The organism is Pseudomonas sp. RU47, from assembly GCF_004011755.1.
GTDB lineage: Bacteria > Pseudomonadota > Gammaproteobacteria > Pseudomonadales > Pseudomonadaceae > Aquipseudomonas.
The window spans coordinates 1704210-1729654 of sequence record NZ_CP022411.1 but is presented as its reverse complement, the minus strand read 5'-3'; the positions used below and the strand labels follow the sequence as shown (position 1 = coordinate 1729654).

27 protein-coding genes and 1 pseudogene are annotated in these 25445 nt (G+C 58.8%); 16 read left to right on the top strand and 12 right to left on the bottom strand.

Annotated elements, in window-relative coordinates:
• Positions 1 to 15: 15 nt before the first annotated feature.
• Both CCX46_RS07865 and CCX46_RS07860 read right to left on the bottom strand, forming a co-directional pair.
• Positions 16 to 756 (bottom strand): flagellar basal body rod protein FlgF, encoded by a 741-nt coding sequence (locus CCX46_RS07865; RefSeq protein WP_064119567.1) that lies wholly within the window; start codon positions 754 to 756, stop codon positions 16 to 18.
• A 299-nt stretch (positions 757 to 1055) separates the two neighbouring features.
• Entirely contained in the window at positions 1056 to 2621 is a 1566-nt protein-coding gene (locus tag CCX46_RS07860; protein WP_127926292.1) for a sigma-54-dependent transcriptional regulator, read from the bottom strand.
• Positions 2622 to 2994: 373 nt separating this feature from the next.
• Between CCX46_RS07860 and phhA the strand changes: the two genes are divergently transcribed.
• The 6 genes from phhA (at position 2995) to CCX46_RS07825 (ending at position 7405) form a co-directional block, all read left to right on the top strand.
• A complete protein-coding gene (phhA, locus tag CCX46_RS07850) occupies positions 2995 to 3786 on the top strand; it encodes a phenylalanine 4-monooxygenase (RefSeq protein ID WP_007920123.1) in 792 nt (263 codons plus the stop codon).
• A 117-nt stretch (positions 3787 to 3903) separates the two neighbouring features.
• Positions 3904 to 4260, top strand: a complete 357-nt coding sequence (locus CCX46_RS07845) for a 4a-hydroxytetrahydrobiopterin dehydratase (protein WP_003222798.1) — start codon at positions 3904 to 3906, stop codon at positions 4258 to 4260.
• Positions 4260 to 5453, top strand: coding sequence for an amino acid aminotransferase (locus tag CCX46_RS07840; protein WP_127926291.1), 1194 nt, complete (start codon positions 4260 to 4262; stop codon positions 5451 to 5453). Before CCX46_RS07845 ends, CCX46_RS07840 begins: the two co-directional genes overlap by 1 nt.
• 265 nt (positions 5454 to 5718) lie before the next feature.
• Positions 5719 to 5850, top strand: coding sequence for a hypothetical protein (locus CCX46_RS31000; RefSeq protein ID WP_008088845.1), 132 nt, complete (start codon positions 5719 to 5721; stop codon positions 5848 to 5850).
• A 70-nt stretch (positions 5851 to 5920) separates the two neighbouring features.
• Positions 5921 to 6103 (top strand): hypothetical protein, encoded by a 183-nt coding sequence (locus CCX46_RS07830; protein WP_127926289.1) that lies wholly within the window; start codon positions 5921 to 5923, stop codon positions 6101 to 6103.
• Between the two features lie 114 nt (positions 6104 to 6217).
• The gene (locus CCX46_RS07825; RefSeq protein ID WP_174245103.1) at positions 6218 to 7405 is read left to right on the top strand and encodes an MFS transporter; all 1188 of its coding nucleotides are present in this window, start codon (positions 6218 to 6220) and stop codon (positions 7403 to 7405) included.
• On the opposite strand, the gene arfB is transcribed toward CCX46_RS07825, so the two are convergent.
• Positions 7402 to 7815: an alternative ribosome rescue aminoacyl-tRNA hydrolase ArfB gene (gene arfB / locus CCX46_RS07820; RefSeq protein WP_007920134.1), complete on the bottom strand. Its 414-nt coding sequence runs from the start codon at positions 7813 to 7815 to the stop codon at positions 7402 to 7404. The two genes, CCX46_RS07825 and arfB, sit on opposite strands and share 4 nt — an antisense overlap.
• Before the next feature lie 157 nt (positions 7816 to 7972).
• On the opposite strand from arfB, the gene queC reads away from it, so the two are divergent.
• Positions 7973 to 8671, top strand: coding sequence for a 7-cyano-7-deazaguanine synthase QueC (gene queC, locus CCX46_RS07815; protein WP_127926287.1), 699 nt, complete (start codon positions 7973 to 7975; stop codon positions 8669 to 8671).
• A gap of 57 nt (positions 8672 to 8728) precedes the next feature.
• Here queC and CCX46_RS07810 read toward each other — a convergent pair whose 3' ends face one another.
• Both CCX46_RS07810 and CCX46_RS07805 read right to left on the bottom strand, forming a co-directional pair.
• A complete protein-coding gene (locus CCX46_RS07810) occupies positions 8729 to 9607 on the bottom strand; it encodes a queuosine precursor transporter (RefSeq protein ID WP_122608336.1) in 879 nt (292 codons plus the stop codon).
• Positions 9591 to 10196, bottom strand: a complete 606-nt coding sequence (locus CCX46_RS07805; protein WP_127930367.1) for a helix-turn-helix transcriptional regulator — start codon at positions 10194 to 10196, stop codon at positions 9591 to 9593. Before CCX46_RS07805 ends, CCX46_RS07810 begins: the two co-directional genes overlap by 17 nt.
• Before the next feature lie 564 nt (positions 10197 to 10760).
• Here CCX46_RS07805 and CCX46_RS07800 point away from each other — a divergent pair.
• A complete protein-coding gene (locus CCX46_RS07800; protein ID WP_127926286.1) occupies positions 10761 to 12110 on the top strand; it encodes a serine hydroxymethyltransferase in 1350 nt (449 codons plus the stop codon).
• A gap of 74 nt (positions 12111 to 12184) precedes the next feature.
• On the opposite strand, the gene CCX46_RS07795 is transcribed toward CCX46_RS07800, so the two are convergent.
• Positions 12185 to 13603 (bottom strand): amino acid permease, encoded by a 1419-nt coding sequence (locus tag CCX46_RS07795; RefSeq protein ID WP_127926285.1) that lies wholly within the window; start codon positions 13601 to 13603, stop codon positions 12185 to 12187.
• Between the two features lie 893 nt (positions 13604 to 14496).
• Here CCX46_RS07795 and CCX46_RS30685 point away from each other — a divergent pair.
• Both CCX46_RS30685 and CCX46_RS07790 read left to right on the top strand, forming a co-directional pair.
• The gene (locus CCX46_RS30685; RefSeq protein ID WP_003222780.1) at positions 14497 to 14634 is read left to right on the top strand and encodes a hypothetical protein; all 138 of its coding nucleotides are present in this window, start codon (positions 14497 to 14499) and stop codon (positions 14632 to 14634) included.
• Positions 14635 to 14704: 70 nt separating this feature from the next.
• A complete protein-coding gene (locus tag CCX46_RS07790) occupies positions 14705 to 15670 on the top strand; it encodes a leucyl aminopeptidase (RefSeq protein WP_127926284.1) in 966 nt (321 codons plus the stop codon).
• Between the two features lie 217 nt (positions 15671 to 15887).
• Here CCX46_RS07790 and rluB read toward each other — a convergent pair.
• The 6 genes and pseudogenes from rluB to CCX46_RS07760 form a co-directional block, all read right to left on the bottom strand.
• Positions 15888 to 17125 (bottom strand): annotated as a pseudogene (gene rluB, locus CCX46_RS07785) (23S rRNA pseudouridine(2605) synthase RluB).
• Between the two features lie 143 nt (positions 17126 to 17268).
• A complete protein-coding gene (locus CCX46_RS07780; RefSeq protein ID WP_127926283.1) occupies positions 17269 to 17460 on the bottom strand; it encodes a DUF1289 domain-containing protein in 192 nt (63 codons plus the stop codon).
• Between the two features lie 143 nt (positions 17461 to 17603).
• Entirely contained in the window at positions 17604 to 18605 is a 1002-nt protein-coding gene (gene scpB / locus CCX46_RS07775) for an SMC-Scp complex subunit ScpB (protein ID WP_127926282.1), read from the bottom strand.
• 11 nt (positions 18606 to 18616) lie between these two features.
• Positions 18617 to 19315, bottom strand: coding sequence for a segregation and condensation protein A (locus tag CCX46_RS07770; RefSeq protein ID WP_172828192.1), 699 nt, complete (start codon positions 19313 to 19315; stop codon positions 18617 to 18619).
• A gap of 123 nt (positions 19316 to 19438) precedes the next feature.
• Positions 19439 to 20068 carry an L-threonylcarbamoyladenylate synthase gene (locus CCX46_RS07765; RefSeq protein ID WP_038363745.1) on the bottom strand — a complete coding sequence of 210 codons (630 nt, stop codon included), beginning with the start codon at positions 20066 to 20068 and terminating at the stop codon, positions 19439 to 19441.
• 13 nt (positions 20069 to 20081) lie between these two features.
• On the bottom strand, positions 20082 to 20945 hold the full coding sequence (locus CCX46_RS07760; RefSeq protein ID WP_127926281.1) for a PHP domain-containing protein: 864 nt from the start codon (positions 20943 to 20945) through the stop codon (positions 20082 to 20084).
• Between the two features lie 87 nt (positions 20946 to 21032).
• On the opposite strand from CCX46_RS07760, the gene CCX46_RS07755 reads away from it, so the two are divergent.
• The 6 genes from CCX46_RS07755 (at position 21033) to CCX46_RS07725 (ending at position 25344) form a co-directional block, all read left to right on the top strand.
• Positions 21033 to 21629, top strand: coding sequence for a septation protein A (locus tag CCX46_RS07755; RefSeq protein ID WP_127926280.1), 597 nt, complete (start codon positions 21033 to 21035; stop codon positions 21627 to 21629).
• Between the two features lies 1 nt (position 21630).
• The gene (locus CCX46_RS07750; RefSeq protein WP_007919677.1) at positions 21631 to 21930 is read left to right on the top strand and encodes a YciI family protein; all 300 of its coding nucleotides are present in this window, start codon (positions 21631 to 21633) and stop codon (positions 21928 to 21930) included.
• Between the two features lie 122 nt (positions 21931 to 22052).
• Positions 22053 to 22463, top strand: coding sequence for a translation initiation factor 2 (locus CCX46_RS07745; protein WP_127926279.1), 411 nt, complete (start codon positions 22053 to 22055; stop codon positions 22461 to 22463).
• 7 nt (positions 22464 to 22470) lie between these two features.
• Positions 22471 to 23148, top strand: coding sequence for a response regulator transcription factor (locus CCX46_RS07740; RefSeq protein WP_127926278.1), 678 nt, complete (start codon positions 22471 to 22473; stop codon positions 23146 to 23148).
• A 231-nt stretch (positions 23149 to 23379) separates the two neighbouring features.
• On the top strand, positions 23380 to 23829 hold the full coding sequence (locus tag CCX46_RS07735; RefSeq protein WP_016987938.1) for a Spy/CpxP family protein refolding chaperone: 450 nt from the start codon (positions 23380 to 23382) through the stop codon (positions 23827 to 23829).
• Positions 23830 to 24003: 174 nt separating this feature from the next.
• Positions 24004 to 25344 (top strand): sensor histidine kinase, encoded by a 1341-nt coding sequence (locus CCX46_RS07725; protein WP_127926277.1) that lies wholly within the window; start codon positions 24004 to 24006, stop codon positions 25342 to 25344.
• Positions 25345 to 25445: the final 101 nt, after the last annotated feature.

Genomic DNA, 25445 nt, shown 5'->3' with positions numbered 1-25445 from the left:
GCGACGTTCTGATAATTAGCTGATCTGCAAGACCCGAGCCATGGCCTGGTCGTCGTCTTTGGCGGTGTTCATCATTTTGACGTGCAACTCGAACTGCTTGGCCAAGGCCAGCACCGAGGTCATCTCTTCAACGGCGTTGACGTTGCTCGACTCAAGGAAACCCGACACCAGTTTGACGTTGGCATCGGCCGGCGCAGGCTGGCCGTCCTTGGTGTAGATCGAGCCGTCGAGGCCCTTGTTCATGTTCTTGATGTCCGGGTTGACCAGCTTGATCCGGTCGACTTCCGCCATGACACGCGGGCCTTCGCCCATCGCACGAATACTGATGGTGCCGTCTTCGCCGACTTCGATCTGCTGCTCGGGCGGCACGGCGATCGGACCGCCATTGCCCATGACCGGCATACCGTTGCCGGCACGCAGCACGCCGAGGGCGTCAACGTTGAGGCTGCCGGTGCGCACGTAGCTTTCGCCGCCGTTCGGGTTCTGCACGGCGATAAAACCGTTGCCGGTGACGGCGACGTCGAGGTCACGACCGGTCTGCACCAGCGAGCCTGGCGTGAAATCGGTGGCGGGCCGTTCGCTCATGGCAAACGCACGCGCCGGAAAGCTGTCACCGAACACCGGCATCGAACGCGCCTGCTCCAGGTCGCGCTGAAAACCGTTGGTGGAGATGTTCGCCAGGTTGTTGGCATGCGCCTTTTGCGCCAGCGCGTTCTGGCTGGCGCCGGTCATTGCCACATAAAGGTACTTGTCCACACTCTTTCCTCTGCATGCCGGACGTTTGCCGCCCACCGCTGTACTGCTGAGCCATAAGCAATTTGCAGACCAACTTTTTTCTGGCGCACAAAGGCCCGGTAAACAAAGGACTTGAGGGATGGCGAGGGGAAATGTGAAATGTATCGAAGTCGAAAAACCGGCGGTGTTATGCCGCTTGGCGGCAATCCCTCGAATGATCGTTCCCACGCTCCGCGTGGGAATGCCTCAATGGACGCTCTGCGTCCGCTTTGGGACGCGGAGCGTCCCGGGCTGCGTTCCCACGCAGAGCGTGGGAACGATCACGTGCTGCCCGACTCTTTGCCGACTTCGTATTCACGCAGCTTGTTGGCAATGGTGGTATGCGAAACCCCCAAACGCTTACCCAACTGCCGACTGCTCGGATGCTCGGAATACAACCGCTCCAGCACCGCTTTCTCGAAGCGCCCGACAATCTCGTCCAGCCCACCCTCCAGCGAGAAATCGCCAAGCGGCTGACGCACGCCGTAATCCGGCAGACGAATATGCTCGGCCTTCACCGTGCCGCCCTCGCACAGCGAAACCGCCTGGAACAGCACGTTCTCCAGTTGCCGCACGTTGCCCGGCCAGTGGTAATGACTGAGTCGATCCATCGCCGCCGGTGCCAGTTTCGGCAGAGAGCAACCGATCTGCCGACTGGCCTGGTCGAGAAAGTGTTCGACCAGCGGCGTCAGTCCGTCGAGGCATTCACGCAGCGGCGGGATGTGCAGCGAGAGCACGTTCAAGCGGTGGTACAAATCCTGGCGAAACTCACCCCGCGCGCACAGTTCCGACAAGTCCACCTGGGTGGCGCAGATCACCCGCACATCCAGATAAACCTCTTCATCACTACCGACCCGGCGGAAGCAACCGTCCTGCAGAAAGCGCAGCAACTTCACCTGCAAGCGCGGGCTCATTTCACCGACGCCGTCGAGAAACAATGTGCCGCCCGCCGTCAACTCCAGCAGCCCGAGCTTGCCTTCGGCCCGCGCACCTTCAAAGGCGCCGGGGCCGTAGCCGAACAGCTCGGTCTCGGCCATCGACTCGGGCAGGCCGGCGCAGTTGAGCGCCATCAGCGGCGACTGCCCACGCGGACTGGCGAGGTGGCAGGCACGCGCCAGCAACTCCTTACCGGTGCCGGTTTCGCCTTCAATCAATAGCGGCGCATCGAGCGGGGCCATACGCCGCGCTTCACGCACGACGGCGGCCATCACTTTCGAACTCTGGAAGATGCTGTCGAAGCCCCGCAGCTCCTGCTTACGCACGTTATAGATGCGCTCGCCAACGCGGTCGGCGCGATGCAAGGTCAGCACCGCGCCGGCCATGGCTTCGCTGTCGTCATGCTCCGATTGCAGCGGCGCGATGTCGGCCAGAAAGATGTCGCCCTTGACCTTGACCCGCATGCCGTTGATTCGCGATTTATTCGCGCGCACCAGTTCCGGCAAGTCGAAATCTTCGGCATAGCGCGACAGTGGAATCCCCGGCACCTCATCAACGCGCACACCGAGCAACTGCGCCGCCGCGCGGTTGGCCGCGACGATCGAGCCGCCCATGTCGATCGACAGCACCGGAAACTCCAGCGCGCCGAGCAAGGCGTTCAACTCCATGTGCCGCCGCTCGCTGGGCATCAGCCCTACCCGCTTGACGCCGAACACCCCGGCGATCGCCTCGAACTTCGGGCGCAGCGCTTGAAACTGAATATTGATCAGGTTCGGACAGTGCAGGTAGATCGCATTGCCATGCTCGCCACCGACCTCACCGCGCGCCACGTTGATCCCGTAGGCGACCAGCAGGTTGAGGATGTCGCGCAGGATGCCGATGCGGTTCTGGCAGTGGACTTTGATGCGCATATAAATCGCCCGAATAAACGATGAGAAACCTGTAGGAGTGAGCCTGCTCGCGATGGCTTTGGGTCAGTTGATATTGATGCTGACTGATACACCGCTATCGCGAGCAGGCTCACTCCTACAGGGGACCGCGCCAGACTTTTCTGTGGTGGCACGCAGATAGTTGTCAAGATTATGTGACAGCCATCAGGCTTTTCAAACCTGAAAATCACCGAAAATGCGCGACGGCGGTCAATCCGTAACGATAACTTTACGAATTAAAGAGAAATTTCCTACGCGCAAGCCATTCAACCTGCTGCACATCAACCCGCTCTCAGGTAATTCTGAATCCATCGCTGGACATAACAAGAACGAATTCCCCTAGCAGGAGAGCAGTATGAAGCAGACGCAATACGTGGCCCGCGAGCCCGATGCGCAAGGTTTTATCGACTACCCCGCCGAAGAACACGCGGTGTGGAACACGCTGATCACTCGCCAATTGAAAGTGATCGAAGGGCGTGCCTGCCAGGAGTACCTGGACGGTATCGAAAAACTCGGTCTGCCCCACGACCGCATTCCGCAACTCGGCGAGATCAACAAGGTGCTCGGCGAGACCACCGGTTGGCAGGTTGCTCGTGTTCCGGCGCTGATTCCCTTTCAGACCTTTTTCGAACTGCTGGCCAGCAAGCAATTTCCGGTGGCTACGTTTATTCGTACCCGCGAAGAGCTGGACTACCTGCAAGAGCCGGATATTTTCCACGAGATCTTTGGTCACTGCCCGCTGCTGACCAACCCGTATTTCGCCGAATTCACCCACACCTACGGCAAGCTCGGCTTGCAGGCGACCAAGGAAGAACGCGTGTACCTGGCGCGTCTGTACTGGATGACCATCGAGTTCGGCCTGGTCGACACCCCGCAAGGCAAGCGCATCTACGGCGGCGGCATTCTGTCCTCACCGAAAGAAACCGTTTACTCGCTGTCGGACGAGCCTGAGCATCAAGCCTTCGATCCGCTCGAAGCCATGCGCACGCCGTATCGCATCGACATCCTGCAACCGCTGTACTTTGTTCTGCCGAACCTCAAGCGTCTATTCGACGTGGCTCATGAAGACATCATGGCCATGGTTCGCCAAGGCATGCAGCTGGGTCTGCACGCACCGAAATTTCCGCCGAAACCCAAAGCCGCGTGAACCGCGACTTTTGCTGACAATTGAGCCTGTCAGTCGCCGCCACTTTGGTTTAGCGTGACGGCATTGACGACTCAGAAGCCTTTATAAAAAAAACACACTCGATTTTAGGAATACGCCATGTCCACTTTGAACCAAGCCCACTGCGAAGCCTGCCGCGCCGATGCGCCACAAGTCAGCGACGAAGAACTGCCGATCCTGATCAAGCAGATCCCTGACTGGAACATCGAAGTACGCGACAGCATCATGCAGTTGGAAAAGGTCTTCCTGTTCAAGAACTTCAAACACGCGCTGGCCTTCACCAACGCTGTCGGTGAAATCTCCGAAGCCGAAGGTCACCACCCGGGCCTGCTGACCGAGTGGGGCAAAGTCACCGTGACCTGGTGGAGCCACTCGATCAAAGGCCTGCACCGCAACGACTTCATCATGGCCGCGCGCACTGACGAAGTGGCCAAGACTGCAGAAGGACGCAAGTAATGCACTTCGACGCCATCGGCCGGGTACCCGGCGACCCGATCCTCGGCTTGATGGAGGCGTATGCGCAGGACACTAACCCGCGCAAATTCGACCTGGGCGTTGGCGTCTACAAGGACGCCCAGGGCCTGACGCCGATCCCGGAAGCGGTGAAAATTGCTGAAGCACGATTGGTCGAAAGCCAGGACACCAAGACCTACATCGGCGGCCACGGCAACCCGCTGTTCGGCAAAGTCATCAATGAGCTGGTGCTCGGCGCCGACTCGAAGCTGATCGCCGAACAACGTGCCGGCGCGACTCAGACCCCGGGCGGCACCGGTGCCCTGCGTCTGGCGGCTGACTTCATCGCTCAGTGCCTGCCGGGCAAAGGCGTGTGGCTGAGCAACCCGACCTGGCCGATCCACGAAACCATTTTCGCCGCGGCCGGGGTCAAGGTCAGTCACTACCCGTACGTGGGCAGTGACAACCGCCTCGACGTCGAAGCCATGCTTGCCGTGCTCAATGAAGTGCCGAACGGTGATGTTGTGTTGCTGCACGCGTGCTGCCACAACCCGACCGGTTTTGACTTGAGCCATGACGACTGGCAGCGCGTGCTCGAAGTGGTGCGCAAGCGCAATCTGCTGCCGCTGATCGACTTTGCCTACCAGGGTTTTGGCGATGGTCTGGAACAGGATGCTTGGTCGACACGCTTGTTCGCGGCCGAGGTGCCTGAGCTGCTGATTACCAGTTCCTGCTCGAAGAACTTCGGTCTGTACCGCGATCGAACCGGTGCGCTGATCGTCTGCGCGAAAAGCGCCGACAAGCTCATCGACATCCGCAGCCAACTGGCCAATATCGCCCGTAACCTGTGGTCGACGCCGCCGGATCACGGTGCGGCGGTGGTCGCAACGATCCTCGCCGACCCAGAGCTGAAAACGCGCTGGGCCGATGAAGTGGAAGCCATGCGTCTGCGTATTGCGCAACTGCGCAGCGGTCTGGTCGAAGCCCTGGAGCCGCATGGCCTGCGCGAGCGCTTTGCGCACATTGGCGTGCAACGCGGGATGTTCTCTTACACCGGCCTGTCGCCGGAGCAAGTGAAACAACTGCGCGAGCATCACAGCGTGTACATGGTCAGCTCAGGCCGGGCGAACGTTGCCGGTATCGACGCTACGCGCCTCGCGCTGCTGGCCGACGCCATCGCCAGCGTCTGCAAGTAATCCCTCCCATGCTCGTTCCCACGCTCCGCGTGGGAATGCAGCCCGGGACGCTCCGCGTCCCAACAGCGGACGCAGAGCGTCCATTGAGGCATTCCCACGCAGAGCGTTGGAACGATCAACCCGCCCACTTTGCTCCCCTGCGGCCATCTGTCGCATTAATTTGAATTAAAAGTCTGATTGTCATTTTTCCTGCTGTATCCTGCGCAGGCTTTCCAAAAGCGCGGATCTACCAGATCTATCAACAGACTTAGCGAGGAGCGCAACCATGCACGAGATTCCTAATCTCCCCTTCCCAAGCCTGCACGTACCTGAGCAGACGACCACGCAGCAAGCCGGCGCCCAACAGCCCGAGCCGAAAGAAGCCGTTGAGAGCCGCCCGGCCGACAACGAAGAGTAAGACCCCGTCGTACAGACCGTGTGGAAAGCGCTAACATGCGCTTTCCACACTGCCTGAACCCGAGCCTGCCATGACCGACGAATTCTCTGAAAGCCAAGCCGCCGTACTGATCGGTGCGACCGAGAAAATGATCGAGATCTGGAATCGCCTCTCGCCCGAGAAACAGGCCGCCCTGCTCGCCCGTTTCGGCACTGAAGAAAACGCCCTCGCTGCCCTGGTTACCACGCAGATGGTCGCCCCGGACAAGCCTTGAAGCCGCCCTACGGCAAATAGTTTTACTTTTCCCGCCCCAGAGTCCTCCACGCCGGTATCATAAGCAGCCTATCTAATCTGCCGTTCCCGTGGATCGTTACCCATGTCGTCCTCTATGCCAGAACCCCAGCGTCCCCTGGCGGTCACGCTGCAAGTCGTCTCCATCGTGCTCTTCACCTTTATCGGTTATCTGAACATCGGTATTCCGCTCGCGGTATTGCCGGGTTACGTCCACAGCGATCTGGGCTTTGGCGCAGTGATCGCTGGCCTGGTGATCAGCGTGCAATACCTCGCCACCCTGCTCAGCCGCCCGTATGCCGGCAAGATCATCGACAACCAGGGCAGCAAGCGCGCGGTGATGATTGGCCTCGCCGGGTGCGGCTTGAGCGGTGTGTTCATGCTGATTTCGGCGTGGACACCAAACCTGCCGATGCTTAGTTTGATCAGTCTGCTGATCGGTCGACTGGTATTGGGCAGCGCGGAAAGCCTCGTGGGCTCCGGCTCGATTGGCTGGGGCATTGGCCGCGTTGGCGCGGCAAACACCGCCAAGGTGATTTCCTGGAACGGCATCGCCAGTTATGGCGCACTGGCGGTCGGCGCGCCGTTCGGCGTGTGGCTGGTCGCCCAGTTGGGTTTGTGGAGCATGGGCGTCAGCATCATTCTGTTGGCCGCGCTCGGCCTTCTGCTCGCCTGGCCAAAAACCCCGGCACCGATTGTCGCCGGCGAACGCCTGCCGTTCATGCATGTGCTCGGCAAAGTGTTTCCCCACGGTTGCGGTCTGGCGCTGGGCTCGATCGGTTTTGGCACCATCGCCACCTTCATCACCCTGTATTACGCCACCCAGCATTGGGACAACGCGGTGTTGTGCCTGAGCCTGTTCGGGGCCAGCTTCATCGGCGCGCGCCTGCTGTTCGGCAACCTGATCAACCGTCTCGGCGGCTTTCGCGTGGCGATTGCCTGTCTGTCGGTGGAAACCCTTGGCCTGCTGCTGTTGTGGCTCGCGCCGGACGCGCATTGGGCGTTGGCCGGCGCGGCGTTGAGCGGGTTTGGTTTCTCGCTGGTATTTCCGGCGCTGGGTGTGGAAGCGGTGAATCTGGTGCCGGCGTCCAGCCGTGGCGCAGCGGTTGGCGCCTATTCGCTGTTCATTGATTTGTCGCTGGGGATCACCGGGCCACTGGCCGGGGCGATTGCGGCAGGTTTCGGTTTCGCCTCGATCTTCCTGTTCGCCGCCCTCGCCTCGCTAAGTGGATTGGCGCTGAGCGTGTATCTGTACAAGCACACCGCCAAGTACCGCGAAGACTAGAAATCCACCTTGCCGCGCCCGGCCTTGATGCTACCGCGCTTGGTTTTCGATTCGAGCCGACGCTTCTTTGAGCCGAGGGTCGGCTTGGTCGGACGGCGTTTCTTTTCGACTTTGGTGGCGCTGAGAATCAGCTCGACCAGACGCTCCAGCGCATCGGCGCGATTGGCTTCCTGCGTGCGGTATTGCTGGGCCTTGATGATCAACACGCCATCGCTGGTGATGCGACTGTCGCGCAGCGCCAGCAGCCGCTCCTTGTAGAACTCGGGCAACGACGAGGCTGGAATGTCGAAGCGCAGGTGCATGGCGCTGGAGACCTTGTTGACGTTCTGCCCACCGGCGCCTTGTGCGCGAATGGCCGTCAGTTCGATCTCGGCATCCGGCAGATGCACGTTGTTGGAAATCACCAGCATGGAAAAACGCCCTTAATCAGAGCGCACAGGATACCGCGATTAGCCGCAAAGCGACCTGTGGCCTGCAGGCGCAACTTCCGGCGCACTTATATCGAGCGTCATTTCGAGTTACCATTGCGACCTTTAAAACTACCCGTTTAATGCAGGAAGCAGACTTATGAGCAACAAGGCAGTTATCGTGTTTAGTGGTGGCCAGGACTCTACGACTTGCCTGATCCATGCACTGACCCACTACGATGAAGTCCACTGCATTACCTTTGATTATGGTCAGCGTCACCACGCGGAAATTGAAGTTGCGCAGCAACTTTCCAAAAAACTCGGCGTGACCGTGCATAAAACGCTGGATGTGTCCTTGCTCAACGAGCTAGCCATCAGCAGTCTGACGCGCGACAACATTCCGGTCCCGACCGTTAACAGCTCCGGCGAGAGCCTGCCAAGCACCTTCGTCCCGGGGCGTAACATTCTTTTTCTGACCCTGGCCTCTATCTATGCCTATCAAGTCCAGGCTAAAACGGTCATTACCGGTGTTTGTGAAACCGACTTCTCAGGCTACCCCGATTGCCGGGATGAGTTCGTCAAGGCTCTGAATAAAGCCCTTGAATCAGGCATGGACTATAAGCTGCAACTTGATACGCCATTGATGTGGCTGAACAAGGCAGAGACCTGGGCCTTGGCTGATTACCACAATCAACTGGAACTGGTTCGCGAAGAGACTTTGACTTGCTACAACGGCATCAAAGGCGTTGGATGTTCCGATTGCGATGCCTGCCATCTTCGTGCAAAAGGCTTGAATGAGTTCCTGAACAATAAATTGCAGGTCACTCAAAGCTTGAAAGAGAAACTCGGCTTAAAGTAAAACCGCGACAAGAAGCGCTCACTCCAGCATGCCGCCAACAGTGAGCGCCCTCCTCTCTTACTGCGTCTGCGCACCCGTCAGATATTTCTTGAACAAAGACCTTGCCCCGTACGCAGGCAAAATATTAAAGAATGCGAAACCCACTTTGATTGCGATCTGAACGTAGATCATGCCCAGTATCGCGCTATTTTCCATCGTCCCGTAGAAAGCGATGTAGCAGAAAAGAAAACTGTCGATGATCACGGCAAACAGTGTGCTTAAAAACACTCGCAAAAACAGGAATCTGGAATTCGTGAGTTCCTTGATCTTGCACAACAGATATGAATTTATGTTCTCGGAAACCAGAAAGGATATAGAAGACGCTACCAGGACTGCGGACAACTGACTGATAACATCATTGTAAGCCCCATCGAGTTTCCAGCCCGGCAGTCCCGGAAGATGGGTAGTGATGGCCAGCAGAATGATAATCGCGGCATTACTGATGAATGCGAACAGGATCGCTTTTCGCGCGAGCCTCAGGCCAAACGTTTCGTTGAGCAAGTCGACGATCAGAAACGTCAGCGGATAGAGGAAGGTACCCGGCGTGACGACAATATCGAAATACTCGAGGTAGATCGGTTTTGTCGCAGCAATACTGGTGAAAATGTAAAGCGTGAACAGCATCAGGTTCAGGATGATGTAGATCATCCAGGAACTCTCATGCCGGTCATTTATTTCGTAAGCGGTGAGTGCTCCACCCTGCGAGTAAAACTTCTTGTAGAGGTTTTTCACTTCGATCTTGTTCAGATTATCCATAATCTCACTATTCAACACTTCACTTAGCTTTATTTTAATTATTTTGCCTGTCGCGATGACCATGATGACGGCCAGGCTTTTTCCATTCTCGAATCCCAGCAACTTGTACTTGCTGTTTTCCATTTCAACACTGCAATCCATTAAATCGTTCCTCGATTACATCTCCGATCACGCATACACGATCCGTGTCAAAGCTGCCTTCATGGCTTATAGATAACTTCGCTGTGATTTTGTCATACACCAGTTTTTCCCTGTCGCTGCTCGACGCTCCTTTCTGCACGATCAACAGATCGCCGGGCTCATTCATGCCACTGATTTCGTTTTCCAGAAGTACGCCAATCAGGTTGAAAGACGCGCCAAAATAGTAAGTCAGCGGATAAATCGTGGCCAACTCACCAATTCTTTTATCCAGACTTTGCAGCAGCATGCTTTCCTTGATGACAGGCACAGCGGCTGGATTCATGTTGCCCTGTGGCGAAATACTGCTTTCGATGATTTCCTTTTCTTCAAAATCAAGCGTCTCTATTTCTTCGTAAGACACCCCGAAGAAATCGGAAATCTTGCGAACAGTGGACTGCTGGACATTAACCACCTTGCCTTCAAGGATGTTGTAGATGGTCGTTCGGGTCAAACCACTGGAGTGACACAAGGACAGCTGCGTCTCCCCGCGACTCTTGATCAGGTACTTGATATTGTTCTTCAGATTCTCCGATCTTTCTCTTCTATGCATCACATGCTTATCATCCATTTTGAACTGCAATCAATGTCACGTCCCGAATGATCATTCCGGACATACACAAGTGAGGTAGGAAATTGCAGTTTTATCCCTGTCAGTGCCGCGCGAAATCATAGCACCCTCCCTCCCTGGATTCGGTATAAAAAGTCAGCTTTCACAGGCTGTACCCCGCCCACCTGCAGGATCATTTCAGCCTCTGGACTGATCCGTCCGTTCTGTTGCCTTTCACCCGGCGCCTGAAAGTCGGCACTGAGCAATGCCTGTTTTACACCCGCAGCGCCTACAAAAAGAATCATTTTCTTTGAACAATGTTCATTTTTTTGATTAATTCTGTGGCGTTCCTCACTGAAAAATCTATGATGCGTCGAGCCGGCTTCTCATTTTAGAGAGTGAAACAACAAAAAACGGGAGGCCTGTACAGGGTTTGGTTTTGCACGCACCGCGGCAGAACATGGATTCGCCTGTACAGATTCGGCAAGCAGGATGTTCGCATCACGCAAAACCAGGGAAGGCGCGCTGCTGTTCGCAGCGCACAGTAAACAGGGAAGGAATCAAGCAATGGCATTCACTACTGAACCGCTCAAGAATCAGGCTGACTTGTTGCGACGTGGCCTGGCGGATCTTCGCGCAGAAGATGCCGAACTGGCGGCCATTCTCGATGCTGAAGTCACGCGTCAACAGCACACGCTTTCGTTGATCTCATCTTCCTGCGCAGTGCAACCACGAACCTTGGTGGCATGCGCTTCAGTGCTGGTCAACGTGACAGCTGAAGGCATGTCCGGCAAGCCTCACAGCGCAGGATGCGAGAACGTCGAACGGGTCGAGTCGCTGGCCATCCGCAGGGCGCGGGAACTGTTCGCGGCCCAATACGCCAACGTCCAGCCGCACTCGGCGTCGAACGCCGTTTACCAGGTGCTGACAGCCTTGCTGGAGCCGGGCGATACCTTGCTGGGCATGGCAGTGGAACACGGTGGTCATCTGACGCATGGCAGCCTCGCTGCGTTTTCCGGCGCCTACTACAAGGCGATCCAGTACGGCACAACATCCGACGGCCTCATCGATTACGACAAGGTACGCCTGCTGGCGCTCGCCCATCGCCCCCGCGTCATCCTCTGCGGCGCAACCGCCTATTCGCGAGTGGTGGACTTCAAAAGGTTTCGTGAAATTGCCGACGAAGCCGGTGCCATCCTGCTCGCCGACATTTCGCATATCGCCGGTCTTGTCGCCACCGGGAGGCACCCAAGCCCGATCGACGCCGCACACGTCACCGTGACTTGCACGCACAAACAACTCGCCGGACCTCGGGGTGGCGTGATCCTCAGCGGGCGTGACGCGAACACCAAGATTCCCGGCTTGCGGACCACCTTCAGCCGCCTCCTCGATCAAGCCGCTTACCCGCGAATGCAGGGCGCGCCTGCCGCCAATATGATCGCGGCAAAGGCTGCGGCGCTGGGCTACGCAATGTCTGCCGAATTCGATACCTGCATGGCGCAGATCCGCAGTACGGCGGATGAAATGGCCAAGGCGTTTCAGGCACTGGACTATGAAGTGGTCGGCGGCTGCAGTGAAAACCATACGGTACTGGTTCGCTTGCGTGGCGGCATTACGGGCGCCATCGCGGAGGCGGCGCTGGGGCATTGCGGGATCATCGTCAGCAAACATCGCGTACCCGGCGACCCCCGCTCGGCACTTGTTACCAGCGGGCTGCGCATCGGCACGGGTGCCTTGGCGCAACGCCGGGTCGATGTCCACGGCAGCCGCCAGATCGTCAATTTGATCGGCCGGATTCTGAATACTGTGGCGCCGCTCGGCGAACAGGATTACACGCTCGAACCCCTGCTCCTTGCGCAGTTTCGCTCAGAGGTCGAAACCTTGTGCAGGGATTATCCTGTCGCCGACTACGTATAGCACCTCGACTCACAGCATTTGCGCATACAAAAAAACCGGCACTCAGGCCGGTTTTCTTGTTTCTGCGTCAGCGCTTACTTGGCAGCACCTGCCGCATGCACGGCCTGCTGCGCACCGCGCTTGTTCTTGATCACGTAGCAGCCCCACATGAACACGACCCACACCGGAATCGCGTACACCGAGATCTGAATGCCCGGAATCAACAGCATCACGCCAAGAATAAACGCGACGAATGCCAGACAGATGAAGTTGCCGTACGGGTACCACAGCGCCTTGAACAGCGGCGTCTGCTTCGTCTTGTTCATGTGCTGGCGGAACTTGAAGTGCGAGAAGCTGATCATCGCCCAGTTGATCACCAGCGTTGCAACCACCAGCGACATCAACAGTTCCAGCGCGTGCTGCGGGATCAGATAGTTAAGCAACACAGCGACCAGCGTTACCGCCGCCGAAGCCAGAATCGAACGCACCGGTACACCGCGCTTGTCGATCTTCGCCAGACCTTTCGGCGCATCGCCCTGCTCGGCCATGCCCAGCAGCATGCGGCTGTTGCAGTAGGTGCCACTGTTGTACACCGACAACGCGGCGGTCAGGACCACGAAGTTGAGGATGTGCGCGGCGGTGTTGCTGCCAAGCATCGAGAACACTTGCACAAACGGGCTGCCGCTATACGAGTCACCGGACGCGTTGAGGGTTTCCAGCAAGCTGTCCCATGGGGTCAGCGATAGCAGAATCACCAGCGCACCAATGTAGAAAATCAGGATCCGGTAGATCACCTGGTTGATCGCTTTCGGGATCACGGTCTTCGGCTTGTCCGCTTCAGCAGCGGTGAAACCGAGCATTTCCAGACCGCCGAAGGAGAACATGATGATCGCCATGGCCATCACCAGACCGCTGACACCATTCGGGAAGAACCCACCGTGCGACCACAGGTTGCTCACCGAGGCCTGCGGGCCGCCATTACCGCTGACCAGCAGGTAGCTGCCCAGCGCAATCATGCCGACGATGGCCACGACCTTGATGATCGCGAACCAGAATTCGGCTTCACCGAAGACTTTGACGTTGGCCAGGTTGATCGCGTTGATCAGCACGAAGAAGGCTGCCGCAGAGACCCAGGTCGGGATGTCCGGGGCCCAGTAGTGGATGTATTTGCCGACCGCGGTCAGCTCCGACATGCCCACCAGAATGTACAGAATCCAGCAGTTCCAGCCCGACAGGAAACCGGCAAAGCCGCCCCAGTACTTGTGCGCGAAATGGCTGAAGGAACCGGCCACCGGCTCTTCGACGATCATCTCGCCGAGCTGGCGCATGATCATGAAGGCGATGAAGCCGCAGATGGCGTAGCCGAGGATCATCGACGGGCCGGCGGATTTCAGTACCCCGGCCGAGCCGAGGAACAATCCGGTACCGATCGCGCCACCGAGGGCGATCAGTTGAATATGGCGATTTTTCAGGCCGCGTTTCAGCTCGCCTGATTGCGAGGGTTGTCCACTCATGAAAAAGGTCTCACGCAAGGTTTGATGATGTTCAGTAGACGTTGCTGCCAGGTTGCGATTTCAAGCAGCCCCGATCAAACCCCAGCGCAGGCACCAGGAGTTCAGCTTATTTACGACGGTCATGCGTCACCTGTTTGTTTTTATCTGTGACGAAATCGAACCCGAAACGCTTGTGGCGCGACGGAGTGAACAAGGCGGATAGCCTTGAGATTTGCGCGATTACGCAGAGGGTCACAGTTAAAACGCGGCGCATTGTACACCGCTAACCCCCTGCTGCCAGACCCCGCTGGATCAGCGTGATGGTTGCCGGGATTGCGTGTGTCCGCCTCGAGATGCTCGAGCGGCTGCAAAAAATGAGTCAGGCCTTTGCAGGCCATCGGCGTGGACGAGGAAAAAACCGTCCCACGGAGAGAGGTGGAGATCAGTCACGGCGTTCATTGCGCCTCCTTCTTGTTATGCACCTGCACGACAGGCATGGGGCGCATCTCACCCTGCAAACGCCGCTGAAACAAGCGCGCCAGAGCCCTGCGCAGCCTGCGGCGGAGCAGACTGCGGCAGCTTTTCCTTACAGCGCTCATGGCGGGTTGGATTCACTCGGTTTTAGCGGCATTTTCGTAAACATTTCTTTACGACGCGTAACGCAGAGTTTCCATTTCAGAAAATTCTGTCAGACGTCTGCAAATTGACGGTAGCTAGCTTGCTAATGAAAACCATGACTTAGTTTTTTGTTTTTAAATAAGAAAAACCGAGCGTAAAAACAGAATAAAAAGTCTATTTAAAAATTAAATGAATAATTTTTTGCATTACAAAAAACCCTGAACTAGGTTCTTCACGTCTTGCCGGCCACCTCGACCGGCCAGTCACAACCGTGAAAGTCATCTAGGAGATCGACCATGCAAGCACTGGAAAAAGACTTGGATACCGAACTGCAACTGGACGAATGGTTTGAAGCACCGACTCACGAGGCGGCTGTAGAAATGATGCAAGCCGACGCGGTAGTTCCGTTCGGCACGGCGATGTGGCCTCTGTAAGACATCCCGGGCAGGCACGATCCGGCCGGTCGTGCCTGCCGCTTTCTTCACGGTCAGTCAGGGAGGACTCATGGATAAGCCCCGCGCGATCTCGCATTTCCTTTACTACCTCGAACACCACCCTGCCCTTGCCGGCCTCGACTCGGCGAAGGTACTGCTCGGCCACACGGCTGATTACGAAGCGCTGACCGGCGCCATCGCCGAACAGGCTGGCGATCATCCTCGTTTCCAGTTCAGCGCCCGACGCCTGGACCTGGAAAGCACCGCAACGCTGACCTCGGCAATCACCGACAGCGATCTGTACATTTTCTTCTACGACTCTTCCACCCTGCCCAACCCGCGCCCCGACGGCCCGGAGTTCGTCCGCGCGCTACAAGGCGTGATGGCGGAAAACTGGAAGAAGTCGCTGCTGTTCAAGGACTACGGCGAGTATTTCTACGACACCTTCAGCGTCACCCCGCAGCGGATTGCCGGGCTCAACAGTCACCTGATCCAGCGTATGTCCCAGGCGACCACTCTGAGCTTCAAGGACGACGACGGCTCATGGTTTGAAACGCCGCTGAGCAGCATCAAGAAATGGACCGACATTAACGGCGTCGGCAACTTCGACCTGGCCCCCGGGGAAATCGCGACTCACAGCGAAGCCATCAACGGCCATGTGAAATTCAAGGGCACATTCCTCAGCACCATTCCGTTTGCACGCAAATACGGCGTGCTGGAATCACCGCTGGAACTGTGGATCGAGAACTCGACCATCAGCCGCATCGCCACGGACGTGCCGGGGCTGGAGCATGACTTCAACAAATACCTGGACGCCAATCCTTCGAACCGGCGGATTGAAGAGCTGGGGATTGGCACCAACGAAGGCGTGAAGGATCTGTATGCGCGCAATGCCGGGTTTGAGGAGCGGCATTGTGGCTTGCACCTTGGGTTGGGTGGTGGCGCCAAGGGTAGTCATCACCTGGATCTGATCTTTTCTGGCGGGGTGTTGGCGCTGGATGACAAGCCGGTGTTTGATGGCCGGTTTGTGTTCTAGTCCAAGATTTCTTTATTGACGCTACCGGCCCTTTCGCGAGCAAGCTCGCTCCCACATGGGAATTGTGAACGACACAGATCCAATGTGGGAGCGAGCTTGCTCGCGAAGAGGCCCTGCCAGGCGCTACGTACCTTTTGCCGGACGAAAAAAAACGCCAACCCTGAGGTTGGCGTTTTTGCTTTAGCTTGAAGCTTGCAGCTAGAAGCTCAGAGCTGACTTATTCCGGTTTCTTGCGACCGAAACCCGGACGCTGACCGGAACCTGCCGGTGCACCACGACGTTTGCCCGACGGCTTGTCGCCATCAACCAGCTTGATCCCCGGACGCTTCGGCGCAGGCTTGGCCGGACGCTTGTTGGTGGTGTCCGCTGGACGATCCGCCACTGGCGTACCACGACCGGCAGGTGCACCACGTTCGCCACGCTCAGTGCGACCGTTGGCCGGGCGCGACCGTTGGCCGGGCGCGGAGCGCGCTCGCCGTCACGGGCGACTGGCTTGCGACCTGGACGTTCGCCTTCGATCTGCGGCTCACGGCTTGGGCGTGGGCCGGTCGGCGCGCCAGCGGCTGGACGCAGCGTGCGGACGCGCTCGGTCTTGCCCATCGGCCGCGACGATTTGCGCTGCATGCGCTCAAGCTTGTCTTTGCTCTTGGCGTTCAGCTGCGGCATCGCTACCGGCGTCAGGCCGACTTCAGCACTGAGGATGTCGACTTCGTACTGGCTCATTTCGCGCCAGCGGCCCATCGGCAGGTCGGAGTTGAGGAACACCGGGCCGAAACGCACGCGCTTCAGACGGCTGACCACCAGACCTTGGGATTCCCACAGACGACGAACCTCACGGTTACGACCTTCCATCACCACGCAGTGATACCAGTGGTTGAAACCTTCGCCACCCGGGGCCTGCTTGATGTCGGTGAATTTGGCCGGGCCATCTTCCAGCACCACGCCAGCCTTCAGACGCTCGATCATTTCGTCGTCGACTTCACCGCGTACACGCACGGCGTATTCACGGTCCATCTCGTAGGACGGGTGCATCAGGCGGTTGGCCAGTTCACCGTCGGTAGTGAACATCAGCAAACCGGTGGTGTTGATGTCGAGACGACCGATGTTGATCCAGCGACCTTCTTTCGGACGCGGCAGCTTGTCGAACACGGTCGGACGGCCTTCCGGGTCGTCACGGGTGCAGATCTCGCCATCGGGCTTGTTGTACATGATCACGCGGCGCACCGATTCGGCCGCCTCTTCGCGCTTGATCACCTTGCCATCAATGGTGATGGCGTCGTGCATGTCGACGCGCAGACCGAGGGTGGCGTCTTTGCCATTGACCTTGATCCGGCCCTGGCTGATCCAGGATTCCACGTCACGGCGCGAGCCGACGCCGATACGGGCGAGGACTTTCTGCAGCTTTTCGCCTGCTGGGCCGATTTCCTGGTCGTCTTTCTGAATGATGTCGCTCATCTGGGCACCTCCCGGTGTGGTCTGTTCAGGCGGCGCCTGAAGCATTGAAATCTGGGTACTCAGCCGAAGGGATCGGCGAAGGGTCGCGAATCATACGCGGATGTGCGCCGTCGCGCATCAGAGACTAGCTGATCGATCGACAGTTATTTCTTTTTCCGCCGACCGGCGCTGCCCAGTTTGATCAGGCGCAGCGCGGCTTCGGCGAGTACGGTGCGCTTGTCGTCCTTGTCGAGTTTCTTCCAGGCTTTGATTTCGCGCTTGCTGCGGCCGCAGCCGAGGCAGATGTCGTCGCTGAATTTGCAGAGGCTGATGCACGGGTCTTTTGTCGAACTCATACCTACTCCAGAAACACACAAATCCCCTGTAGGAGTGAGCCTGCTCGCGATTGCGGTGTGTCAGTCGACATCATCTTGGCAGATACACCGCAATCGCGAGCAGGCTCACTCCTACAGGGGATCGCGGTGGTTTTGAGGGCGGATCAGTCTTCGAATTCGCGGCGTTCGGCTTCGATGGCTTCGGCCAGGGCGCGGGCCTCGGCTTCTTCTTCGCTCAGCTCCGGTTCGGGTTCTGGCGCCGGTTGTTCGAGGGCGGCGACGGCAGCCAACAGCTTTTCGCGGGCTTCGGCGACGCCAAGAATGTCCTCTTCCGGTTCGGCTTCTGGCTCGGCTTCAAGTTCAACTTCGATGGTTGGCTCGCCGATCTGTGGCTCAGGCTCAGGCTCAGTCTCGGTTTCTGCATCAACCGTCGGCGCTTCACCGTCCACCGCATCCCGCAGCAAATCGTCGAAGTCGGTCTTGATCCCCTCTTCCATGCTGTCCAGCTCCAGCAACAACGTATGGAAACTGGTCTCTTCCTTCTCCTCCTCCGGCTCGGCGCTGGCGTCGGCCAGTTCCTGCAAGTTCTGCGGCACCGGCGCGTCGTCGAAATCGAGCACCGGGTCGGTTTCCATCTCGCGCAGTTCGGCGAGCGGCGGCAGGTCTTCGAGGTTCTTCAGGTTGAAGTGATCGAGAAACATCTTGGTGGTGGCAAACATCGCCGGTTTGCCCGGCACGTCGCGGTAGCCGACGACGCGGATCCACTCACGTTCCAGCAAGGTTTTGACGATGTTGCTGTTTACCGCCACGCCACGCACGTCTTCGATCTCGCCACGGGTGATCGGCTGGCGATAGGCGATCAGCGCGATGGTTTCCAACAGCGCACGGGAATAACGCTGCGGGCGCTCTTCCCACAAGCGGCCAACCCACGGCGAAAACTTCTCGCGGATCTGCAAGCGATAGCCCGACGAGACTTCCTTGAGTTCGAAAGCACGGCCCTCGCAGGACTTGCCGAGCAGGGTCAGGGCTTTCTTGAAAACTGCAGGCTCGGGGCGTTCGCCCTCTTCAAACAGTTCATAGAGGCGCTCAAGGGATTGCGGCTTTCCCGAGGCCAACAGAAAGGCTTCAAGCAGGGGCGCCAGCTCGCGGGGTTCAGTCAGGTTCATGTTTCGACTCGTTATTCGGCTCGGGCTCGCACGTGGATCGCGGCGAACGGCTCATTCTGCACCAGCTCGACCAAGGACTCCTTGACCAGCTCAAGGATCGCCATAAAGGTCACCACCACACCCAACCTGCCCTCTTCAGCGGTGAACAGCTCGACGAACGGCACAAAACCGCCGCCCTTGAGCCGCTCCAGCACATCGCTCATGCGCTCGCGGGTGGACAATGCCTCACGGCTGACCTGGTGGCTTTCAAACATATCGCCACGGCGCAGCACTTCCGCCATGCACATCAAAATCTCTTCCAGCGCGACATCCGGCAACAGCTTGCGCGCGCGGGCTTCCGGGGCGTCGAGCTTGGGCACGATCACGTCACGACCGACCCGGCTCAAGCCGTCGATACCTTCAGCGGCCGCCTTGAAGCGCTCGTATTCCTGCAAGCGGCGGATCAGTTCGGCGCGCGGGTCGTCCTCTTCGTCTTCGACGGTTTCAGCGCGCGGCAGGAGCATGCGCGACTTGATCTCGGCGAGCATCGCGGCCATCACCAGATACTCGGCGGCGAGTTCCAGGCGCACCGACTGCATCAACTCGACATAGCCCATGTACTGGCGGGTGATTTCCGCCACCGGGATGTCGAGGATGTTGATGTTCTGTTTGCGGATCAGGTACAGCAGCAGGTCGAGCGGCCCTTCAAAGGCTTCGAGAAAGACTTCCAGCGCATCCGGCGGGATGTACAGATCCAGTGGCATTTCCATGACCGCCTGGCCATAGACCATGGCAAACGGCAGCTCTTGCTGAGCGCCGGCCTGGGGATCGGCAACGGTTTCCACTGCGGACATTCAGGCCTCGACCATGAACGGCGTCGGATCGCCGCAACCGACGCGGACCACTTCCGGGTCGTCGCCGGTCAGGTCGATCACCGTGGAGGCCTTGATGCCGCCGAAGCCGCCGTCGACGATCAAGTCCACCTGATGTTCGAGCAACTGGCGCATTTCGTACGGATCGCTCAGCGGGTCTTCATCGCCAGGCATGATCAGGGTCACGCTCATCAGCGGCTCGCCGAGTTCGGCCAGCAGCGCCAGCGCGATCGGATGGCTCGGCACTCGGAGGCCAATGGTGCGCTTCTTCGGATGCAGCAACAGGCGCGGCACTTCGCGGGTGGCGTTGAGAATGAAGGTGTACGGCCCCGGCAGGTGCGCCTTGAGAATGCGGAAGGTGCCGGTGTCGATCTTGGCGTAGTTGCCCAGTTGCGACAGGTCGCTGCAGATCAGCGCAAAGTTGTGCTTTTCATCGAGCTGACGCAGGCGACGCACGCGCTCGATCGCGGTTTTATCGCCGATTTGGCAACCGATCGCGTAGGAAGAGTCCGTGGGATAAACCACCACCCCGCCCTTGCGGATGATCTCGACCGCCTGTTTTATCAGGCGCGCTTGCGGGTTTTCCGGATGTATCTGGAAAAATTGACTCACATTCTCTACCTGTTCAGACGGCGGCAATATCTGTGTCATGTTTGAACCGACACCACAGGGGTGGAAGGTCCTCGGGAACCGGCCGGTACTGGCCGATCTCGGACCAGCCGCCAGGGCCATGGAAGTCACTGCCGGCGCTGACCAGCAGACCGAACTCACGGGCAAGGATTGCCAGGCTGCCCACCTGTTCCGCAGGCTGATGGCCATTGACCACCTCGATCGCATGCCCGCCTGCTTGAATATAGTCGGCAATCAGCTTTCGGCGCTTGCTGCGGGTGAAATCGTAGTGCCACGGATGCGCCAGGCTGACCCAGGCTCCGGCGGCTCGCAGTGTACCGACGGTGTCTTCCAGCGTCGGCCAGTGCAACTTGACGTCGCCCAGCTTGCCGGCACCGAGCCACTTGCGGAATGCCTCGGCGCGATCCTTTACAAAACCTTCACGCACCATCCAGTCGGCGAAATGCGGACGGGCCGGCGCGTTGCCGCTGTCGCCCAGTTCCTGCTGGATTTTCCGCGCGCCGTCGAGCGCACCGGGCATGCCTTTAAGGGCGAGCTTGCGGCTTATTTCTTCCGACCGCAGCCAGCGGCCATCGTGCAATTTGGCGATGGCCTCGACCAACGGTGCCGCATTGACGTCGAAACCGTAGCCCAACACATGAATGGTCGCGCCGCCCCAGGTGCAGGACAACTCGACGCCGTTGACCAGTTGCATGCCCAATTCGTTGGCCGCCGTGCGCGCTTCGGCGAGGCCTTCGAGGGTGTCGTGGTCGGTCAACGCCAGGACTCGCACGCCGTTCTCGAACGCACGCGTAACCAGAACCGCAGGCGCCAGGGCGCCATCGGAGGCCGTGCTATGGCAGTGCAAATCAACATTCACGGGGAGTTGTAACCTCAAATCAGCTGGCGCTATCGCGCGCCCATATGTTTGTTATTATGCCGCCACATCCAGCTTCTGGCTCTCACTGTGAAACAATTCATCGATTTCATCCCGCTTCTGCTGTTCTTCATCGTTTACAAACTTGATCCACGGGTCGTCGACATCGCTGGCCATGAAGTGACTGTAGGCGGTATTTACAGCGCCACGGCGATGCTGATCATCAGTTCCCTGGTGGTGTACGGCGCGTTGTTCATCAAACAGCGCAAGCTGGAAAAGAGCCAATGGCTGACCCTGATCGCCTGCCTGGTGTTCGGCAGCCTGACACTGGCCTTCCACAGCGAAACCTTCCTGAAGTGGAAAGCGCCGGTGGTCAACTGGCTGTTTGCCGTGGCCTTCATCGGCAGCCACTTCATCGGCGATCGCCTGTTGATCAAACGTATCATGGGCCACGCGCTGACCCTGCCGGATCCGGTCTGGACCCGCCTGAACATCGCCTGGATCGCCTTTTTCCTGTTCTGCGGCGCCGCCAACCTGTTCGTCGCCTTCACCTTCCAAAGCTACTGGGTGGACTTCAAGGTGTTCGGCAGCCTGGGCATGACCCTGGTGTTCCTGGTCGCACAGGGCATTTACCTGTCCCGCCATCTGCACGATGCCGATACCACAACTCCAAAAACCGAGGACTGACATGCTCTACGCCATCATTGCCACCGACGTCGCCAACTCGCTGGAAGCACGCCTGGCCGCGCGCCCTGCGCATCTGGAACGCCTGCAAGCGCTCAAGGGCGAAGGCCGCATCGTACTGGCCGGCCCGCACCCGGCCGTCGACAGTAATGATCCGGGCGCAGCGGGTTTCACCGGCAGCCTGATCGTTGCCGAATTCGACTCCCTGAGCGCCGCGCAAGCGTGGGCTGACGCCGACCCGTACATCGCCGCTGGCGTCTACGCCAACGTGGTCGTCAAGCCATTCAAGCAAGTCCTGCCGTAACTTTCCTGCGCAAGTCTCTCCCACGCGATGAACCATGTCGGTTCATCGCGTTCTCAATCGCTCATTATTCTCGTTTGCCTGCCGACAACCTGCCCAATATCCATTTGGAAGCAGGTGTTGCGATGCGCAAGGGTCCGTTGTGTCTGATGTTGGTCACGTTGTCGATCATGGCGCCCGCCCATGGTGAGGAATCCACCGAAGGCGGCAGCTCCACGCCATTGTCGTTAAGCGCCGGCAGCCAGATCACCGAGTTGCAGCAGCGCCTCAAGGCCAGCGAGCAGCAGCGGGAAGAACTGAGCAAACAACTGCAAAATGCCGACAATACCCGCGAGAGCGCCCAGCTTGCCCGGTTGCGCCAGGAGAACCAGCGTCTCAAGCTGCAACTCAAGGAAGCCCAGGCAAGTCCCTTGCCGCGCCTGCTGACTGACCAGCAGCAGTGGTTCGTTACGGGAGGCGGAGTAGCGCTATTGGCGCTGCTCTGCGGTATCTTTGCCAGTGGAGCAAGCCGAAAACGTCGGCAATGGCTAAATTGAGTGAGTCATGAGCGAGCTGTTACTGATTGATGATGACCAGGAGTTGTGCGAACTCCTGAGTAGCTGGCTGAGCCAGGAAGGCTTCCACGTGCGTGCCTGCCACGATGGCCAGAGCGCCCGCAAGGCCTTGGCTGAAACGGCCCCGGCGGCGGTGGTGCTGGACGTGATGCTGCCCGACGGCAGCGGTCTGGAGCTGCTCAAGCAATTGCGCCACGATCACGCCGACCTGCCGGTGCTGATGCTCTCGGCCCGTGGTGAGCCGCTGGACCGTATCCTCGGCCTGGAACTGGGCGCCGACGATTACCTGGCCAAACCTTGTGATCCGCGCGAACTGACTGCGCGCCTGCGTGCGGTGTTGCGCCGCAGTCATCCTGCGGCCGTGTCGACGCAACTCGAACTGGGCGACCTGAGTTTCAGCCCGGTGCGTGGTGTGGTCAGCATCGACGAAAAAGAACTGACCCTTACCGTGTCCGAAAGCCGTCTGCTCGAAGCGCTGCTCAAGCAGCCTGGCGAACCACTGGACAAACAGGAACTGGCGCAGCTCGCCCTCGGCCGCAAGCTGACCCTGTACGACCGCAGCCTCGACATGCACGTCAGCAACCTGCGCAAGAAGATCGGCCCGCACCCCGACGGCCGCCCACGGATCGTCGCCCTGCGCAGCCGCGGTTACTTCTATAGCCTCTGAACCGCGCCCATTCCCACTGTAGGAGCTGCCGAAGGCTGCGATCTTTTGATCTGTCTTTTAAAAACAAGATCAAAAGATCGCAGCCTTCGGCAGCTCCTACACAGGGCATGTGTAAGGATGTACGCGAAGCGTCTTTACCGAAGCTTTACCCAGCGCTGACCGCCGCTGACCTTGATCTCCGTAATCTGTACTCATCCGGAACGTACCGGGAACGAGACAAGGAGATTCACCATGCGCAAGACTCTTATCGCTCTGATGTTCGCTGCCGCTCTGCCAACCGTCGCCATGGCCATGCCGCAAGACGGCGGCCCGATGGGTGGCCCGCTTGACGGCCCACGCCACGGCGGTCAGATGCACGGCATGCACGGCAAAGGCCCGTACAGCCAACTCGACCTGTCCCGCGAACAGCGCGAGCAGATCCGCAAGATCATGGGCGAGCAGATGCACGAGCGTAAGCAAGTGGTCGACAAGTACCTGGAAAAACTCTCGCCGGCTGACCAGAAAGCCATGAAGGACGAGATGGCGGCCAACCACAAGAAAGCCGAAACCGATGTGCGCGCCGTGCTGAAACCGGATCAACAGAAGAAATTCGACGAGATCCAGAAGAAACAGGCCGAGCGTCGCGCCGAATGGGCCGAGTTCAAGGCGTGGAAAGCGCAACAGGCGCAAAAGGCGCAATAATGTTCTGACCCCGGACCCGACGGCTAAACACCGTCGGGTCTTTTTCCACAGATCCAATGTAGGAGTGAGCCTGCTCGCGATAGCGGTGTGTCAGTCAACGGATACTTGTCTGACTCACCGCTATCGCGAGCAGGCTCACTCCTACAGGGATTTGTGTTTGATTGAGGATTTTCTGTGCGTTCATTGTTCTGGCGTATTCTCGCGAGCTTCTGGCTGGCCATCGCTCTGGTGGCCGGGCTGTCCATTCTGCTCGGGCACATGCTCAACCAGGACGCGTGGATCCTCAGCCGTCATCCGGGCCTCAACACCCTCGCCGGCGAATGGACACAAACTTACGAAGCCCAGGGCGAAGAAGCCGCTCAGGACATTCTCGAACAGCGCAAACGCCAATATCACATCGACGTTCAGGTACTCAACGAATCCGGCGATCCGGTAGTGCGCGGCACCTTCCCGCGCCGCGCCGCTGCCTTCGAAGCCCGCCAGAATAACGACGACCGCCGCCTGCCCTGGCGCCGCCTGACCGATGAGTTCACCAGCGAAAAAACCGGTGACACCTACCTGTTTATCTACCGCATCCCGCACCCGGAACTCGACGCCTGGCACCGCGAAAGCCTGCTCTGGCCGCTGAGCGCACTGGGCATCGCGCTGGTGGTGCTGACCTTGTTCAGTCTGCTGGTGACCTTCTCCATCACCCGCCCGCTCAGCCGTTTGCGCGGCGCGGTGCATGATCTCGGGCAGACCACGTATCAGCAGAACAGCCTGGCGAAACTGGCCAACCGCCGCGACGAGTTCGGCGTACTCGCTACCGATTTCAACCGCATGGGTGCGCGCCTGCAGAGCCTGATTGGCAGCCAGCGTCAGTTGCTGCGCGACGTCTCCCATGAATTGCGCTCACCGTTGGCCCGGCTGCGGATTGCCTTGGCGCTGGCCGAACGAGCGAATCCTGAAGAACGCGAGAAACTCTGGCCACGGCTGACCCGCGAGTGTGATCGGCTGGAAGCGTTGATCAGTGAAATTCTGGTGCTGGCGCGAGTCGATGCCGACAACGCCAGTGCCGAAGATGTGGATCTGAATGTCCTGCTCGGCACGTTGCAGAAGGATGCGGAACTTGGATCGCCCGAGCAGATCGTGCGTCTCGATGCCGAGCCGCAACTGAATCTGAAGGGCTGGCCGACCATGATCGAGCGCGCCGTCGATAACCTGTTGCGCAATGCCCAGCGCTTCAACCCGGAAGGTCAGGCGATAGAAATGCAGGCCTCTCGTCAGGGCGAAAAAATTGTCGTGAGTGTGCGTGACCATGGGCCGGGGGTGCAGGCCGAGCATTTGAGTCAGTTGGGTGAACCGTTCTATCGCGCGCCGGGACAGACGGCGGCAGGACATGGTTTGGGGCTGGCGATTGCGCGCAGGGCGGCGGAGCGCCATGGCGGGAGTTTGACGTTGGCCAATCATCCGCAGGGTGGGTTTATTGCCAGTCTGGAATTGCCGCTTGTACCCGGGGCGGTGGTACAACTTTAAGAGCCTAAAAGCTACCCTCACCCCAACCCTCTCCCAGAGGGAGAGGGGGCCGACCGCGGTGTCTTGCGTCATACATCGACCTGAAACACCGAGTCGATTAT

What these genes read in the sequence shown, in the direction of transcription:
- CCX46_RS07830 (WP_127926289.1), top strand. Translation starts at nt 5,921, where the DNA reads ATGACCGACGAATTCTCTGAAAGCCAAGCCGCCGTACTGATCGGTGCG.
- queC (WP_127926287.1), top strand. Translation starts at nt 7,973, where the DNA reads ATGAGCAACAAGGCAGTTATCGTGTTTAGTGGTGGCCAGGACTCTACG.
- CCX46_RS07795 (WP_127926285.1), bottom strand. Translation starts at nt 13,603, where the DNA reads ATGAGTGGACAACCCTCGCAATCAGGCGAGCTGAAACGCGGCCTGAAA.
- CCX46_RS07780 (WP_127926283.1), bottom strand. Translation starts at nt 17,460, where the DNA reads ATGAGTTCGACAAAAGACCCGTGCATCAGCCTCTGCAAATTCAGCGAC.
- CCX46_RS07845 (WP_003222798.1), top strand. Translation starts at nt 3,904, where the DNA reads ATGTCCACTTTGAACCAAGCCCACTGCGAAGCCTGCCGCGCCGATGCG.
- CCX46_RS30685 (WP_003222780.1), top strand. Translation starts at nt 14,497, where the DNA reads ATGCAAGCACTGGAAAAAGACTTGGATACCGAACTGCAACTGGACGAA.
- CCX46_RS07860 (WP_127926292.1), bottom strand. Translation starts at nt 2,621, where the DNA reads ATGCGCATCAAAGTCCACTGCCAGAACCGCATCGGCATCCTGCGCGAC.
- CCX46_RS07745 (WP_127926279.1), top strand. Translation starts at nt 22,053, where the DNA reads ATGCGCAAGGGTCCGTTGTGTCTGATGTTGGTCACGTTGTCGATCATG.
- CCX46_RS07800 (WP_127926286.1), top strand. Translation starts at nt 10,761, where the DNA reads ATGGCATTCACTACTGAACCGCTCAAGAATCAGGCTGACTTGTTGCGA.
- CCX46_RS07750 (WP_007919677.1), top strand. Translation starts at nt 21,631, where the DNA reads ATGCTCTACGCCATCATTGCCACCGACGTCGCCAACTCGCTGGAAGCA.
- CCX46_RS07735 (WP_016987938.1), top strand. Translation starts at nt 23,380, where the DNA reads ATGCGCAAGACTCTTATCGCTCTGATGTTCGCTGCCGCTCTGCCAACC.
- scpB (WP_127926282.1), bottom strand. Translation starts at nt 18,605, where the DNA reads ATGAACCTGACTGAACCCCGCGAGCTGGCGCCCCTGCTTGAAGCCTTT.
- CCX46_RS07840 (WP_127926291.1), top strand. Translation starts at nt 4,260, where the DNA reads ATGCACTTCGACGCCATCGGCCGGGTACCCGGCGACCCGATCCTCGGC.
- CCX46_RS31000 (WP_008088845.1), top strand. Translation starts at nt 5,719, where the DNA reads ATGCACGAGATTCCTAATCTCCCCTTCCCAAGCCTGCACGTACCTGAG.
- CCX46_RS07790 (WP_127926284.1), top strand. Translation starts at nt 14,705, where the DNA reads ATGGATAAGCCCCGCGCGATCTCGCATTTCCTTTACTACCTCGAACAC.
- CCX46_RS07805 (WP_127930367.1), bottom strand. Translation starts at nt 10,196, where the DNA reads ATGCATAGAAGAGAAAGATCGGAGAATCTGAAGAACAATATCAAGTAC.
- CCX46_RS07825 (WP_174245103.1), top strand. Translation starts at nt 6,218, where the DNA reads ATGCCAGAACCCCAGCGTCCCCTGGCGGTCACGCTGCAAGTCGTCTCC.
- CCX46_RS07740 (WP_127926278.1), top strand. Translation starts at nt 22,471, where the DNA reads ATGAGCGAGCTGTTACTGATTGATGATGACCAGGAGTTGTGCGAACTC.
- CCX46_RS07810 (WP_122608336.1), bottom strand. Translation starts at nt 9,607, where the DNA reads ATGGATTGCAGTGTTGAAATGGAAAACAGCAAGTACAAGTTGCTGGGA.
- phhA (WP_007920123.1), top strand. Translation starts at nt 2,995, where the DNA reads ATGAAGCAGACGCAATACGTGGCCCGCGAGCCCGATGCGCAAGGTTTT.
- arfB (WP_007920134.1), bottom strand. Translation starts at nt 7,815, where the DNA reads ATGCTGGTGATTTCCAACAACGTGCATCTGCCGGATGCCGAGATCGAA.